Below are 14,318 nucleotides of genomic sequence, written 5' to 3'. Positions count from 1 at the left end.
ACTTAATTCAATTACTTATCAACATCGGGAACGAAATCAGGACGTTCTTTATCTTCCCAACCTACAGGACGTTTAGAATTGTACCAAGCAATAGATCCAATAATTGCAGCTGCAACAAAACCGACAATTAAAACAGTTGTTAAAGCAATAGAGTAGCTAGCACTGCTTTCTGCTGCTACAGGTGCTTGCGTCAAAAGGTAACTAAAGACAATATTCATCATCATTTTTAAACCTGAATTTACTAAGAAATCATAGCTAGAAGTCTTATTATTAAGACTATGATTATTTCTAACAAGAAGGGATAAAATTATGTTTATTATCCCTTCTTTCTAAAATGGCTGTTATTAGTCTAAAGCCTTCTTAACTTCATCTTTGAGGTTTTCGGCTGTATGGCGAACCTGAGATTCTGCTTGCTTTGCTTGTCCTTCTGCTTTATCGTTAGGGTTGCCAGTAACTTCACCGATTGCTTCTTGCACTTTACCTTCGATATTTTTAGCAACAGCTTTAGCTCTATTTTCTAGACTCATAATACGCTCCTGTGATTTTGTATATTTACTTAAGGCTGCTTGAGCCATCCAATGTTTATAGATTAACGGTTTATTTTGGAAAAAGATTCTATCTTGAGAATAGAGTTAATGAGATTCTTTTTATTCGTAATACATAGTTTATTAATAGTTCAATTAATCTCTAAGATTCACAACCAAAATCTTCAGATAGAAGCAGATAGATGCGCAGTTCCTTCTCCAGATAAAGGGTTTTGAACCCCTAGATAGGCGGCATACAGACGGCAGAACTGATAATTTATCTAGCTAGCGATCGCAAGAATAAAAAAATGACATTAGCAACACAGCAAATAGCAGTAGGCGTTTTTGCCAAATTTTCAGATGTAGAATTAGCAGTTTTTCAATTAATAGCTGCTAACTTACCCATGATTAAAGTATCTGTAGTTTGTGCCGTCACTAGTCGTCTAAGTAGTTTACTATCAAGTTTGGGAATTTCTGAAGAAGATATCAATGTTTTGACTGATTTAGTTTCCCAAGGTAACTACTTAGTAATAGTAAAAGCTACTCCAGAAGAAATCAACCTAGCTGAAAAAATTCTCAGCCAAGGAAGCATTCAACGCTGGTCAGTTTCTTCAGCGTCATCACTGTCTACAGGTCGCTATAAAAATGCAGTTTGTTTGTTTTTTAATCAACAAAATATAGAACGAGCTATTTTGGAGTTAAAAGTAGCCGGCTATCCCATGAATCAAATTTCTTTGGTAGCAGAAAGAATACTCATGAATGAAATCATTAGGGAGGTCAAGGTATTTAGTAAAGATGACTGGATAATCTTAAAAATCCCAGAAAATATTGCCAGGAATTATAAAAGTTTTTTGCATTTGGATGGTTATCTATTAGTGCTAGGTGGTACCGATATTCAAATTGCAGCTGCAAAAACTATTTTGCAAGCTAATGGAGTTGAAGACTTCCAGATTTATTATCCACTTAGTAGTTACGCTGTTCATAAAGTTTGATGATTTTATCCAGCATAAAAAAAGCAGTCTCTAGCTAGACTGCTGATAAATATTTTTATTAAAAAGATTGAAACTAGCTGCTAAATTTACCAACAAAAAGCTCCTTATATAGAAATTGATTTGTGGGGATACACTTGATATATTATAGATTTAGATTTCGGCAAGAGCGCATTGAAATTCAGCGATGCAAAAGCCTGAGATATAATTCTTTTGACTTTTGACTAGCTTGTCGCACTACTAGTTTACTGACAATGCAATATCTGTCTCAAATAACATAATCGTAGTTTCATAACCAATTCTACCCATTTCTGGTTCTTCTCCCATTTGCATTTCTACAAGATAAGCCCAAGTTTGAGAATTAGGGCTGCATTTAACTATCATTCCTTCTCCGCCAATAAATTCTACGGTTTGTCCTTGAGAAAATTTAGGTATTGTCAAAGTTTTGGCACTCATTGCAATCACCGTTTTTCATAAATATCATTTCTATTTAAATTTATAGTGTAAGATTTCTATTTCATTATCTATCGAAAGTTTAAATGCAGAGGTTAATAGCTTAATTCTAGAGAATTAATTTCTTAAATCTACAGATTAAATATTATTTTTTATAAACTTATTTTTTTTAGTTAACGATCGCAGCGATCGCATTTGTATTACTTTCTGTTAAAATAATATAAAAACTGTTAAAAAATGTAGTGTTACCAATTATGTAATATCTTTGTGATTAAAACAAGGCAGAAAAAGTAATATTTAAAAACCAATATAGTCGAAATTGACATTAGAAATGTTAAAGCGTTTGAAGATAGGAAGCAAAATCGGAGCTAGTTTCGCTCTCGGTCTAGCAATTTTAAGCGCGATTGGTATCATCTCCTATCGCACTGCTAATGCCTTGATTACAACTTCATCTTTGGAAAGTCATACATACCAAGTGCTGGCGCTGATTGAAGAAGTCAGCTCCAGACTTTTAAAAGCTGAAACTGGACAACGCGGTTATCTCATTACAGGAGCGCCGCCTTATCTAGAGCCGTATCAGACAGCAATAAAATCCATAGATCAACCTCTCCAAAAACTGCGTACTCTCACCACCGATAACCCCAATCAACAACGTCGCCTTGATATGTTGCAGCCGCTGGTAGTTGAAAGGGTAAATCTAATGCAAAGAGTGGTTGAAGTGCGACAAAGTCAAGGCTTTGAAGCAGCGCAGAAAATAGTGCTTTTAAATCAGGGGAAGCAGCTCATGGAGAGAATCCGCAACCTAACTGATGAGATGAAAACAGAAGAACGCCAATTATTAGAGCAACGTTCTAAGAAAGCAAAAATAGCAGCCGGGGAAACTCTCGCTACTATTACCTATGGTATTCCGATATCTTTTATCTTGATAGCTTTAATTGGCTATTTGTTGTCGCGCAATATCTCCAAACCTCTAAGACAAATTTCTCGCCAAGCAGAAAAGATTGCTGATGGCGATTTGTCAGCTAATTTACCACATACATTACGTCAAGATGAGATAGGCGCACTAACACGTAGTTTCAATCAAATGGTTGTTAATTTAAGAGAAAATCAGCAAAAAAATGAAGCCGAAAATTGGTTAAAATCGAATTTAGCTGAGTTTAGTAATATCCTGCAAGGGCGCAGAAATTTAGCAAATGTTACTCAATTACTCTTATCGCGGCTAGCACCTTTAGTTGGAGCGCAACAAGGAGTTTTCTATGTAATGGATGGCAGGGAAGATCGGCCTGTATTGAAGTTACTTGCTAGCTATGCTTACAGCGAACGCAAAAATTTAGCCAATCAATTTCATTTAGGAGAAGGATTAGTAGGACAATGTGCTTTAGAAAAGCAGAGAATTTTACTAACACAAGTTCCTAATGATTATATTCGGATTAGTTCGGGCTTAGGCGAAGCTCCGCCATTAAATATTGTGGTTTTGCCTGTATTGTTTGAAAACAAGGTGACATCTGTAATTGAATTAGCATCGTTTCAACATTTTAATGAATTACATTTAGTATTTTTGGAGCAAGTTAGCGAAGTAATTGGCATAGCGTTAAATGCTATTAATGCTGATATGCTCACTCAGCAACTACTCCAGCAATCTCAAGCATTGACTGAGGAACTACAAACTCAGCAAGAAGAACTCAAGCACAGCAATCAACTTTTGCAAGAACAGGCACAGGAATTAGAAGAATCGCAATTACTATTAAAACAACAACAGGAAGAATTACAACAATCTAATGAAGAATTACAAGCTTTAAATGAGGAGTTGGAAGAAAAAGCAGAATTGTTAGCAGTACAAAAACGAGAAGTTGAAGCGAAAAATCAACAGATAGAGCAAGCTAGGTTAGCTTTAGAACAGAAAGCCAAGCAATTAACTGTAACTTCTAAATATAAGTCAGAATTTTTAGCAAATATGTCCCATGAGTTGCGGACACCTTTAAATAGCTTGCTAATTTTAGCAAGATTGATGTCAGAAAACCCTGAGGGCAACTTAACAGATAAGCAAATAGAATATAGCCAAACTATATATGCTGCTGGAACAGATTTATTAGAATTAATTAATGAAATTTTAGATTTAGCTAAAATCGAATCTGGTACTTTTATTGTAGAGAATAAGCAAGTAAATTTTGGAGATTTGCAAAGCCATTTCCGAGCGACATTCCGCGAAGTTGCTCTAGAAAAAGGGCTAAGTTTTAATATTGAAATCGATCCAAAATTGCCGCAGAGTTTTAATACCGATCTCAAACGCTTACAACAAATCTTGAATAATTTGTTAGGGAACGCTTTTAAGTTTACCGAACAGGGCGGAGTCACTTTACAAATTAGCATGGCTTCAGCCGATACAGTTGCTTTTGCCGTCAAAGATACAGGTATTGGCGTACCCACAGACAAGCAGCAACTGATTTTTGAAGCTTTCCAACAAGCAGATGGGACAACCAGCCGTAAATATGGGGGAACAGGCTTAGGTTTATCTATCAGCCGCGAACTGGCTCACCTTTTGGGTGGGAGAATTGAACTAGTTAGCCAACCAGGACAAGGAAGTACTTTTACGCTTTATTTACCTTTACACAAAGTTTGGACAACAGCAGAAACTCAACCAGAAAATATTCCCGATCGCAAAAGCAAAGAAGACCAAAAGAAAGTTTCTTCACTGGCGATCGCGCCTTCTTTGCAAACGGAAATTCCAGACGATCGCAATCATATTCAATCGGGTGACAGAGTTTTGCTAGCGATCGAAGATGATGTGAAATTCGCCCGCATTTTGCTAGAAATGGGTCAAGCACAAGGATTTAAGGTTGTAGTCGCTTTGCACGGTAAACAAGGTTTAGCTCTAGCACAACAATTTAAACCCGATGCGATTACCTTAGATATTTGTATGCCAGATATGGATGGTTGGATGGTGCTAGACCGTCTCAAACACGATCTGGAAACACGCCACATTCCAGTACACATCTTTTCTGTTGACGATCGCCAGCAACGCGGCTTAGAGTTAGGCGCGATCGCCTACTTACAAAAGCCTGTTTCTAAAGAACAATTAACTGAAGCCTTAAGTGATATTAAAGGCTTTGTCGAGCGTAAAGTGAGAAACTTGCTGGTAATTGAAGACGACCCATTGCAAGCCCGCAGTATCATTGAACTCATTGGCAATGGCGACGTTCATAGTACAGCCGCAAATTCCGCCGCCGCTGCTTTAGCAACATTGCAATCCCAGCAGATTGATTGCATAGTGCTGGATTTGGGCTTACCTGATATGACTGGGTTAGAACTAATTGAGCAAATTAAAAAACAACCGAACTTACGGAAAATTCCGATTATTGTCTATACAGGCAAACAACTCTCCCGTCAAGAAGAAACCCAACTGCGCCGCCTAGCAGAAACAATAATTATCAAAGATGTGCGATCGCCTGAGCGTTTACTCGATGAAACTGCCTTATTTCTACATCGCATCCAAGCCAATTTACCCCAGCCGAAGCGGCAAATATTAGAGCAACTGCGTAGTTCTGACTCGATACTTGCACATAAAAAGATTTTAATTATTGATGATGACGTGCGCAATATCTTTGCAATTACTAGCTTGTTAGAAGGCTATCAAATGCAAGTATTATTTGCTGAAAATGGTAGAGATGGCATTGAAATATTGCAAGCCAACCCTGATATCAATGCCGTCTTAATGGATGTAATGATGCCAGAAATGGATGGTTATGAAACAACTCATGCTATCCGCCAACACCAGCAATTTCGTTCGCTGCCAATAATTGCTTTAACTGCAAAAGCTATGCAAGGCGATCGCGAAAAATGCATCGAAGCCGGAGCCTCAGATTATATTACTAAACCTGTAGATACAGAGCAATTACTATCACTGCTGCGAGTTTGGTTGTATCGGTAAAAGGCTACGCACTATCTTATGGATGACCCCGTGCAATCTTGAGAAAGAATCAGTTAAATAATTTTTTGTTCTCCAGTGTGATGTGCATCTTTAATGCTGCGTATGAAAATGCAACCATACAACGCTAATAAAGAGTTCGCCACACACAGGAATTATATGGCTAGTCCTATAGAATTTAATTTGTTTGCTCCTTATAACAAAGCCGTATCATTAATTGCTTCTTTTTCTGATTGGCAAGAAATCCCAATGGAAAAGGGTGAAGATGGTTATTTTCGCGCCACTGTAGATTTAGAAGATGGCACTTACGAATATAAGTTTCGCGTCCAGTCCAAAAGCTGGTTTTTTGAAGAAGACCAGTCGGTAGATGTTACTGACCCTTATGCTACCGATATTGATGGCATGAGCGCTAGTGAAAATAGCATTGTGCGGATTAAGGATGGTGAAAGAATTGTTGATACCTATGTTTGGCACCATGATGATAAACCTTTACCGGCTGACCATGAATTAGTTATCTACGAATTACACGTTGCAGATTTTTCTGGCGGGGAAGATGACCCCAAACTGCGCGGTAAATACAAGCATGTGATTGAGAAGCTAGATTATCTCTGCGATTTGGGAATTAATGCCATTGAACTAATGCCAGTCAAAGAGTATCCTGGCGATTACAGTTGGGGTTATAATCCTCGGCATTTCTTAGCTACAGAATCTAGTTATGGTTCTACCGCAGATTTGAAACATTTAATCGATGAGTGTCATGCCAGAGGAATTCGGGTATTGATGGATGGGATTTATAACCATTCCGAAGCGTCCGCACCGTTAACTCAAATAGACCACGATTATTGGTATCACCACGAACCCCGCGATCCTGATAATAACTGGGGGCCGGAGTTTAATTACGAACACTACGACGAAAATCTCGATATCTACCCAGCACGCAAATTTATTGGCGATACAGTGCGTTACTGGATTGAGGAGTACCACATTGACGGTATTCGTTACGATGCAGCAAGGCAAATCGCCAATTATGATTTTATGCATTGGATAGTGCAGGAAGCCAAGCAAACTGCTGGCAGCAAACCCTTTTACAATGTTGCCGAACACATCCCCGAAACACCTAGCATTACCAATGTTGATGGCCCGATGGATGGTTGCTGGCATGATAGCTTTTATCATTGCGTTCTAGAGCATATTGCTGGAGATACATTTGATTTAGAACGCCTCAAAGACGTGCTGGACTGCAAGCGCCAAGGCTTTATGGGTGCAACCAATGTAGTTAACTACCTCACCAACCACGACCACAATCATGTGATGGCCGATTTAGGCGATCGCGACATTTTAGGAGAAGAAGCTTTCCGCCGCATCAAGTTGGGTGTAGTTCTGTTGATGACTGCGGTAGGCGTTCCTCTAATTTGGATGGGTGAAGAGTTTGGTGAGTTCAAATATAAAACTACCGAGCAAGCAAAAATTGATTGGACATTGCTAGCTGGTGACGATAATCGTGGCTTATTTGAATATTACAAAGGTTTAATCGCTCTGCGCAAACAAAATCATGCTTTGTACACGGAAAATATTAACTTTTTCCATGAAAATCCAGAATCTCAAGTCATAGCATATACCCGTTGGAATGGTGAAGGTTCGCGTGTAGTAGTCGTTGCCAATTTTTCTAATGAATTTTTGGCAGGATATACAATTCCCGACTTTCCAGAAAATGGTACTTGGCACGAATGGACGGGTAATTATGATGTCGAAGCTGGTGATAACTCCTTGATGACTGATTTAGGCCCGTTTGAAGCTAAGGTATTTGTCTGGCAATAACAGTCAGAGATTTTGTTGCACAGAATCGTTATAAAGAGAATAACCAGGTTTCTTGATAAGCCTGGTTTTGTCTTTTTAGCTAAATATTTATTGTCTATATTTTCTTAACAATTCATCTTCAGCATTACATTAAATTCAATCCTAAATATTTCCTAAATTATTAATTTCAAATTAAATTCAATCGTAAAATACAAAAAGTTAGAACCATAGAATTATTTGCTTATCTCACTTGAGACGGGCGTAAAAATATTATCAAAGTTTTATTTTGGATATTAAGCGTAATTTCTATAAATTGCATTTTGGCTCATGAATATTCCTCAAGAAGTAGTTAGATTCAACTTGATTGCAGCTTTGGGAATTGAGTAGAGTAATTTATTTACTGCAAAGCCTGGAGAGATGTTTATGAGATAAAGAAAATTTTAATTAAAAAGCATGGTTGAGTAATTTCGCGTTATTTAGCCATAATCATTTTCCCAAATAGTTCATCAAATAATTAGTGAAGCTTGTCTTTCAAGATTAAAGCAAGAACACTAGTTAATTTTCTTGTGCCTTTATTATGTCTTTACCTAACCCAAAATTAGAAGATATCGAAATTCAGTTACTACTTGAAGGAGTTTACCGCTACTGGGGTTATGACTTCCGCAATTATGCCTTATCTTCGCTCAAGCGTCGTATCCATCATTTTATTAAAAAAGAAGGGCTGAATAGCGTTTCTAATTTGCAAGAGCAGGTTTTACACGATCGGGAATTTTTGGAACGATTTTTGCTGAGTATTACAGTAAATGTAACTTCCATGTTTCGCGATCCTAGCTTTTATCTAGCGTTGCGCAACGAAGTAATTCCGCTTTTACGTACCTATCCTTTTATTCGGATCTGGCACGCCGGATGTTCAACAGGAGAGGAAGTTTACTCGATGGCGATTCTACTAGAAGAGGAAAAACTTTATCAACGTTGCCGTATTTACGCCACAGACTTTAATGAAAAAGTACTGCAACAAGCTAAAAGTGGAATTTTTTCTCTCAAACTCATGCAGGATTATACCCAACTTTATCTAAAAGCTGGGGGAAATAAATCGTTTTCAGAATACTATACAGCAGGTTATGACAATGCCATTATTCGCTCATCTTTACGAGAAAATATTGTATTTGCCCAGCATAATTTAGCAACTGATAGTTCTTTTAACGAATTTCATATCATCATTTGTCGTAATGTCTTAATTTATTTCAACCAAACACTACAAAAGCGCGTACACGAACTTTTTTATAATAGCCTTTGCCCTTTTGGTATTTTAGGTTTAGGACGACAAGAATCAATTCGTTTTACAACTAAAGACCAGCAATACCAAGAGCTTGTCAAAGGTGAAAAGCTCTATCGGAGGTTGAATTAAAAGTGTTTAAAATTGTAGTTATTGGTGCATCTTCTGGTGGTTTATCTGCGATAAAAGTTTTGCTACAAAATCTCCCAAAAGATTTAGAATCTCCTATTGTAATAGTGCAGCATCGCCATCGAGATTCTTGCAATAAGTTAGGAGAGCTTTTACAGCAAGATACAGCTTTAACAGTCCGAGAAGTTGAGGATAAAGATGAAATTTTGTCAGGTTACGTTTACTTAGCACCTGCTGATTACCATCTCTTAATTGAATCAGGCTACTTTGCGCTTTCTATTGATGCGCCTGTTTCTTATGCTCGTCCTTCGATCGATGTTTTGTTTGAGTCGGCTGCTGATGTGTATGGCAAACAAGTAATTGCAGTAATTTTAACCGGAGCCAATGAGGATGGCGTGCAAGGTTTAAGAATGGTCAAATCTAATTTTGGGATCGCAATTGTTCAAGAACCTACTGATGCTGAATATGCTGTGATGCCAAAAGCTGCTATTACTGCTGTTGCTGTAGACTGGATTTTGCCGCTTGAAGAGATAGCAAAGAAATTAGTCTATCTTTGTCATTATAATATTAAAAAATAAAAATTTAGGTGCAACCTAAAATTAATATCCTATCTATGAAACATTAATCTGAAACTTTACTAGAAATGAGGAGAAAATAAGGTAAAGCTAACTTATAGCAGTCAGATATCATTTGTAAAATTCTTGTTCTTTCATGCTTCGGTTCCTTTGCGGTTCCTTAAACAGAATATTTTCCAAGACTCAGATAGGAATTGTTATATAAGGATATATACTTATCATAAAAGTTTATATTTTCAGCTTAACAACTTCAAAAATCATATATACAATCTCTTCTAGCTCTATAGTGCTTTGAATTTTAAATACAGATTTCTATATATACTTCATCTACCTAAAGATATAAGTTTATACATTAAATAATAGTTTTATAATGAGTTTATAGTTAAAGTTTTTCACCTTTGCTCATATTTTTTTTATCTGCTAGAATTCTGAAGAAACTATTAACTTTCACAAAGAAAACTGAGGACAGGGTAAAATATGCGGATCGCAAATAGCATAAATCCTGAAATTCCGCAAACATCTCTAACTTTAGAAGGTTTAAGAGTTTTGCTAGTGGAAGATAATGAAGATACACAACTCTTGCTAACTTTTTTGTTAGAAGATTCAGGAGCCAATGTAGCAGTAACAGCATCGGCCTATGAAGCGCTAGCAGTATTAGAACAAACGCAACCCGATATACTGCTTTGTGATATTGGCTTGCCTGAAATAGACGGGTGTACTCTGATACGAAAAATTAGAGCAATGTCCGCACAACAACTAAAACAAATTCCCGCAATAGCCTTGACGGCTTATGCTCAAGAAACTGTTGAACAGGAAGCACTAGCATCTGGATTTCAGGCATACTTTGTCAAGCCAATAGAACCGGTTGAATTTATTAATTCTGTGGCCAATCTTCTCAAAAGCAATTATCGAACCAATCCTGCGCGCAAAGCACGGACTGCAATTTGAGTGCGATCGCTTACCGAAAGCTTGTTTAAAATGTTGCGAACGTGGGTTTTAACTGTGCCAACTGTAATATAAAGCTGTTCGCCAATTTCGCTGTTGCTGCACCCATCAACAATTAACTTCAAAACATCTAATTCCCGTGTAGTTAAAGGGTAAGCAAGAAGTAATTCAGTTTCTGATTCTGACAAAGAGTTAATTGCAACTGTTGAAGGTTTAGTAGGAGAAGTTGCTTCTGTATAAACGTTATTGCTTTGTCGCAATACAATCCGAGCAATAGCAGGGTCAATCCAGGAATTACCTTCATGAGTAGTTCTGATAGCATCTGCTAACTTCTCTATGCTGGCATCTTTCATGTAATAAGAATCTGCTCCAGCAGCAAACGCAGCTAAAACAGTATCTTCACTATCATTCATAGTCAAAATTAAAATCTTAGTTGCCAAAGATGCGTCTGCTTCCGAATCTTTAAATATCTGCGTTAGCTCAATTCCACTTAGATCTGGCAAGCCTACATCTACTATCGCCACATCTGGTTGCAGAGATTTCAGTAGCGACAATCCAGATTTGCCATCTTTAGCTTCACCAACTACTTGAATTCCTTCTTGTTGCTTTAAAGCAGCACGCATACCTATACGAGTTAGGTCGTGGTCTTCAATTAGAATTACGCGAATCTCGTTCATCATTCAGCCTCAAAGAATCTATGTATACTTTTTTCAGCACTTGGAGATAACAGAATTCTTCTTTTTGGTAGGTTATCTCTGCTTTTTCAGCAATTCTAAAGCGATATAACAATTTGAGTCTATCCATCGGAGGAACTGTTTGCACGAGCCAATTCACAATCTCAAGAGCAATGCTCTCTCATTCGAGAGAAACCATCTAAAAGCTGCACAATTAGACTAAAGATTTTTTACTACCTATCTAGAGGTAGATGTTTTAAATTGGCAATATAGCAATAGTAACTAAATTAAGCAACCCAGACATATCCAAAAATGAATATAAAGACTGTTCAGTACTATCTCTACAACGATTTCAGCTAACTTAGCCTTAAATTCGTTTGCTTTCTAATATAAATTTGTTAATAGAAAATTTCTCGCAAAAGGTCTAAGACTGCTATATAATGCCAACAATTTAAGATGTTATGGCAAAACTAGAGACAAGACACGTAAATTTCGAGTTCTCTAACAAGATTGAAAGGTACTGGTTAGGAAATAGTGCTTTTAAAACCCATTTATTAAATAGCTTAACAATTCTGCTGCCGGATATTGAAAAATACTTAATTCAGAATGTCAAAAGAAGAATTAGAAAAATTGATAACCCTGAGTTAAAACAACAAGCACAAGCTTTTATCTGTGAAGAAGCCCAACATTCTCAGCATCATAGCAAATTTTGGCATAATTTACACTTGTTAGGCTATAAATTTGACGGCTATTTGCTTGTTCTTAGACAAATTCTTTTTAAGTTTTTGTCCGCCAAACTGAGTATAAGCCTAAATTTAGCTGTTGGGGCTGGAATTGAACACCTAACCACTTTAATGGCTGAATATGCTCTTGATGGCGATTTTATAGCGTCCGCAGAACCAAATTTAAAGCGGCTGTTTGAGTGGCACGCTATTGAAGAAATTGAGCATAAAAATGTGGTATATGATGTACTGCAATATAACAATAAAAGCTACTTCATCAGAATTGCAGGTTTATTAATATCAAATCTTTTAGTTCTCTTTTTTCTTTTTTGGGGCTTGGCTATTCTCTTGTACCAAGATAAAAAGCTCTTGAATAGAAAAGTTTGGCAAGAAACTATTCAATTTCTATTTACTAAAGAAAAATTTTTGCATAGAGCTTTATTAAACTCTATAGATTATTTGAGAAAAGATTTTCATCCTTCTTAAAAGTAGCATGGATTTATGATTCAGAAGATAACCTTTTCAGATTGAAATTATTGACAGCTAAAATGAAGATGGGTTTTTGATGGGATTGAGATACCTAGATATCAAAGCTTGAGCAGCTTGATGGTGCTTCTGTAATGGCTAAAAGCGCATTGATTATTAACTAACACAACGACGCGATCGCTAGAAAAGCTAAATACTAAAGTTTAGTTTAACTTCATAATCATTTGACAATTATACTTAAATTATCTTTGATTTTATTAGCTTAAATTAGTAATAGTAAATTTTTCAAATTAAGTGCTTTCAACATTAGTTATTTGATTGCTTAATGTCATTCTTAATGTAAGAGTACGGTCAAAATTATTAATTGTAGGCAAATCTATCTATGAAAAAAGGTTTGTACGCAGCTTCACTTGTGCTAATTTTTTCTTTGTTAGCAATACCAAGTGTTTTAGCTAAACCTAAAGCCGAGCGAGGGAACGCTAACATTAATTACAATGTCGACCCTAATGTATTGGTAGATAATTCCAATTTATCAGGAAATAATATTCGCTCTAATACTGGAGGAAGACTGCGCGGGCAGGAACGAGCAGCTTATGTTCATTGCTTGAATGCTGCAAAAAAGAACCGTGAATTTACTGGAATGAACAATTGCTCTCGCAATCAAGTTTATGGACAGAGTAGCAATAATGTTCAGCAATTGGTTCCGAATAACTTACCTGTTAATGTCAATTCCAGCGTCAACGTAGAAAAAGAATAATAACCCAATACGGTTCAGTTAAGAGAAAAAGCCTGATTATTTTCTCTGGAAAATCATATAAAATTTTTCAAAGCTCTCATATTTAAGTGAGAGCTTTTTCATGAGTATAAGAAAAAAAGTGTTTTTATAAATTAGGCATTTCTCGGAGAATTAAAATCAGCTATCGCTTCATTAAAAATAATATGACAGATCTAAAAAAGCATTTCCAGTTCTTAATCGCCTTGGGGATACTCATTCCACAAAGTTGTTATCTCTCGTAAACTTTGGTGATTTCCATTGCCCAAAATAAGATGGTCTAGTAAGGGAATACCTAAAAATTGCGCGCCTGCTAACAACTGGCGCGTTAATTCTATATCTTCTTGGCTGGGTTCAACATTTCCAGAAGGATGGTTATGTGCAACGATAACTCGTGTTGCTCCTTGACGCAGAACTTCTCGAAAAATTTCTCTAGGAGATGCTAAGGTTTCGGTGGCTGTACCGATTGTAATTACTTGTGTTCCCAACAAACGATTTTTCACATCTAATAATAAGACTCCAAAATGTTCTTGGGTCTGCCACATCAAATTTTGACTAAAAGCTGCCGCAGCTGCAAGCGGACTATCAATAGTTGCGCCTTCGGGACGAGATTGAAAGGCACGTTTGCCGAGTTCAATAGCCGCTAAAATAGTGGTTGCTTTTGCCGGGCCGATTCCCGGAATTTGCATTAATTCAGCAGGGGTAACTTCTCGTAAAACCGCCAAAGGATCGCGCTGATGTTTGCCCAATTCACTTAATATATATTGTCCCAAACCCACCGCAGATAGTTTTCCGGCTCCTTGTCCAGTACCTAGCAGAATTGCAATTAACTCGGCTGTGGCTAAAACTTTTGGGCCATGAGCCATTAAGCGCTCACGCGGTCGTTCAGTCTCAGGCATATCGGCAATTCTGAGGCAATAGGTCATAGAGTAACTGCGAGAATATTTACCATAGTTGGAACTATCTTTAGTTATCCCTTGTTTGCTCAATAAATTATCTCTACTTGAGAAAATCTTTAATTTTGGCAAATATTCTCACCAATACTTTGCAA

The 14,318-nt window shown here is 37.0% G+C and carries 13 protein-coding genes; 8 read left to right on the top strand and 5 right to left on the bottom strand.

What is annotated here, in order from left to right:
- Nucleotides 1–11: 11 nt before the first annotated feature.
- Nucleotides 12–221: a photosystem II assembly protein Psb35 gene (psb35, locus tag AACU33_RS27045; protein WP_339376522.1), complete on the bottom strand. Its 210-nt coding sequence runs from the start codon at nt 219–221 to the stop codon at nt 12–14.
- A gap of 123 nt (nt 222–344) precedes the next feature.
- The gene (locus tag AACU33_RS27040; protein WP_096595404.1) at nt 345–527 is read right to left on the bottom strand and encodes a CsbD family protein; all 183 of its coding nucleotides are present in this window, start codon (nt 525–527) and stop codon (nt 345–347) included.
- 305 nt (nt 528–832) lie between these two features.
- Between AACU33_RS27040 and AACU33_RS27035 the strand changes: the two genes are divergently transcribed.
- Complete coding sequence (locus AACU33_RS27035) at nt 833–1,516, top strand: hypothetical protein (protein ID WP_096592529.1); 684 nt, start codon at nt 833–835, stop codon at nt 1,514–1,516.
- Between the two features lie 237 nt (nt 1,517–1,753).
- On the opposite strand, the gene AACU33_RS27030 is transcribed toward AACU33_RS27035, so the two are convergent.
- On the bottom strand, nt 1,754–1,969 hold the full coding sequence (locus AACU33_RS27030; RefSeq protein ID WP_096592526.1) for a hypothetical protein: 216 nt from the start codon (nt 1,967–1,969) through the stop codon (nt 1,754–1,756).
- 328 nt (nt 1,970–2,297) lie between these two features.
- Here AACU33_RS27030 and AACU33_RS27025 point away from each other — a divergent pair, with 328 nt between their 5' ends.
- The 5 genes from AACU33_RS27025 to AACU33_RS27005 all read left to right on the top strand — a co-directional run bounded on the left by AACU33_RS27025 (nt 2,298) and on the right by AACU33_RS27005 (nt 10,616).
- Nucleotides 2,298–5,894: a response regulator gene (locus AACU33_RS27025; protein ID WP_096595403.1), complete on the top strand. Its 3,597-nt coding sequence runs from the start codon at nt 2,298–2,300 to the stop codon at nt 5,892–5,894.
- A gap of 156 nt (nt 5,895–6,050) precedes the next feature.
- On the top strand, nt 6,051–7,709 hold the full coding sequence (locus AACU33_RS27020; RefSeq protein ID WP_096592524.1) for an alpha-amylase family glycosyl hydrolase: 1,659 nt from the start codon (nt 6,051–6,053) through the stop codon (nt 7,707–7,709).
- 556 nt (nt 7,710–8,265) lie between these two features.
- Nucleotides 8,266–9,096 carry a CheR family methyltransferase gene (locus tag AACU33_RS27015; protein WP_096592521.1) on the top strand — a complete coding sequence of 277 codons (831 nt, stop codon included), beginning with the start codon at nt 8,266–8,268 and terminating at the stop codon, nt 9,094–9,096.
- 2 nt (nt 9,097–9,098) lie between these two features.
- Nucleotides 9,099–9,671, top strand: coding sequence for a chemotaxis protein CheB (locus AACU33_RS27010; protein WP_096592517.1), 573 nt, complete (start codon nt 9,099–9,101; stop codon nt 9,669–9,671).
- A gap of 474 nt (nt 9,672–10,145) precedes the next feature.
- The gene (locus tag AACU33_RS27005) at nt 10,146–10,616 is read left to right on the top strand and encodes a response regulator (RefSeq protein ID WP_096592515.1); all 471 of its coding nucleotides are present in this window, start codon (nt 10,146–10,148) and stop codon (nt 10,614–10,616) included.
- Here the strand turns inward: AACU33_RS27005 and AACU33_RS27000 are convergent.
- Nucleotides 10,574–11,290 (bottom strand): response regulator, encoded by a 717-nt coding sequence (locus AACU33_RS27000; RefSeq protein ID WP_096592512.1) that lies wholly within the window; start codon nt 11,288–11,290, stop codon nt 10,574–10,576. The two genes, AACU33_RS27005 and AACU33_RS27000, sit on opposite strands and share 43 nt — an antisense overlap.
- A gap of 458 nt (nt 11,291–11,748) precedes the next feature.
- Between AACU33_RS27000 and AACU33_RS26995 the strand changes: the two genes are divergently transcribed.
- Both AACU33_RS26995 and AACU33_RS26990 read left to right on the top strand, forming a co-directional pair.
- A complete protein-coding gene (locus tag AACU33_RS26995) occupies nt 11,749–12,495 on the top strand; it encodes a metal-dependent hydrolase (RefSeq protein WP_096592510.1) in 747 nt (248 codons plus the stop codon).
- A gap of 382 nt (nt 12,496–12,877) precedes the next feature.
- The gene (locus tag AACU33_RS26990) at nt 12,878–13,252 is read left to right on the top strand and encodes a hypothetical protein (RefSeq protein ID WP_096592507.1); all 375 of its coding nucleotides are present in this window, start codon (nt 12,878–12,880) and stop codon (nt 13,250–13,252) included.
- 212 nt (nt 13,253–13,464) lie between these two features.
- Here the strand turns inward: AACU33_RS26990 and radC are convergent, their stop codons facing one another.
- On the bottom strand, nt 13,465–14,193 hold the full coding sequence (radC, locus tag AACU33_RS26985; protein WP_096595402.1) for a RadC family protein: 729 nt from the start codon (nt 14,191–14,193) through the stop codon (nt 13,465–13,467).
- Nucleotides 14,194–14,318: the final 125 nt, after the last annotated feature.

This window comes from Calothrix sp. NIES-2098, from assembly GCF_963875125.1.
GTDB lineage: Bacteria > Cyanobacteriota > Cyanobacteriia > Cyanobacteriales > Nostocaceae > Aulosira.
Note: the sequence above shows the minus strand (reverse complement) of the source record. Positions and strands in the feature narration are given on the sequence as shown.

What these genes read in the sequence shown, in the direction of transcription:
- AACU33_RS26990 (WP_096592507.1), top strand. Translation starts at nt 12,878, where the DNA reads ATGAAAAAAGGTTTGTACGCAGCTTCACTTGTGCTAATTTTTTCTTTG.
- AACU33_RS27005 (WP_096592515.1), top strand. Translation starts at nt 10,146, where the DNA reads ATGCGGATCGCAAATAGCATAAATCCTGAAATTCCGCAAACATCTCTA.
- AACU33_RS27035 (WP_096592529.1), top strand. Translation starts at nt 833, where the DNA reads ATGACATTAGCAACACAGCAAATAGCAGTAGGCGTTTTTGCCAAATTT.
- AACU33_RS27040 (WP_096595404.1), bottom strand. Translation starts at nt 527, where the DNA reads ATGAGTCTAGAAAATAGAGCTAAAGCTGTTGCTAAAAATATCGAAGGT.
- AACU33_RS26995 (WP_096592510.1), top strand. Translation starts at nt 11,749, where the DNA reads ATGGCAAAACTAGAGACAAGACACGTAAATTTCGAGTTCTCTAACAAG.
- AACU33_RS27020 (WP_096592524.1), top strand. Translation starts at nt 6,051, where the DNA reads ATGGCTAGTCCTATAGAATTTAATTTGTTTGCTCCTTATAACAAAGCC.
- radC (WP_096595402.1), bottom strand. Translation starts at nt 14,193, where the DNA reads ATGACCTATTGCCTCAGAATTGCCGATATGCCTGAGACTGAACGACCG.
- AACU33_RS27030 (WP_096592526.1), bottom strand. Translation starts at nt 1,969, where the DNA reads ATGAGTGCCAAAACTTTGACAATACCTAAATTTTCTCAAGGACAAACC.
- AACU33_RS27015 (WP_096592521.1), top strand. Translation starts at nt 8,266, where the DNA reads ATGTCTTTACCTAACCCAAAATTAGAAGATATCGAAATTCAGTTACTA.
- AACU33_RS27025 (WP_096595403.1), top strand. Translation starts at nt 2,298, where the DNA reads ATGTTAAAGCGTTTGAAGATAGGAAGCAAAATCGGAGCTAGTTTCGCT.
- AACU33_RS27000 (WP_096592512.1), bottom strand. Translation starts at nt 11,290, where the DNA reads ATGAACGAGATTCGCGTAATTCTAATTGAAGACCACGACCTAACTCGT.
- psb35 (WP_339376522.1), bottom strand. Translation starts at nt 221, where the DNA reads ATGATGAATATTGTCTTTAGTTACCTTTTGACGCAAGCACCTGTAGCA.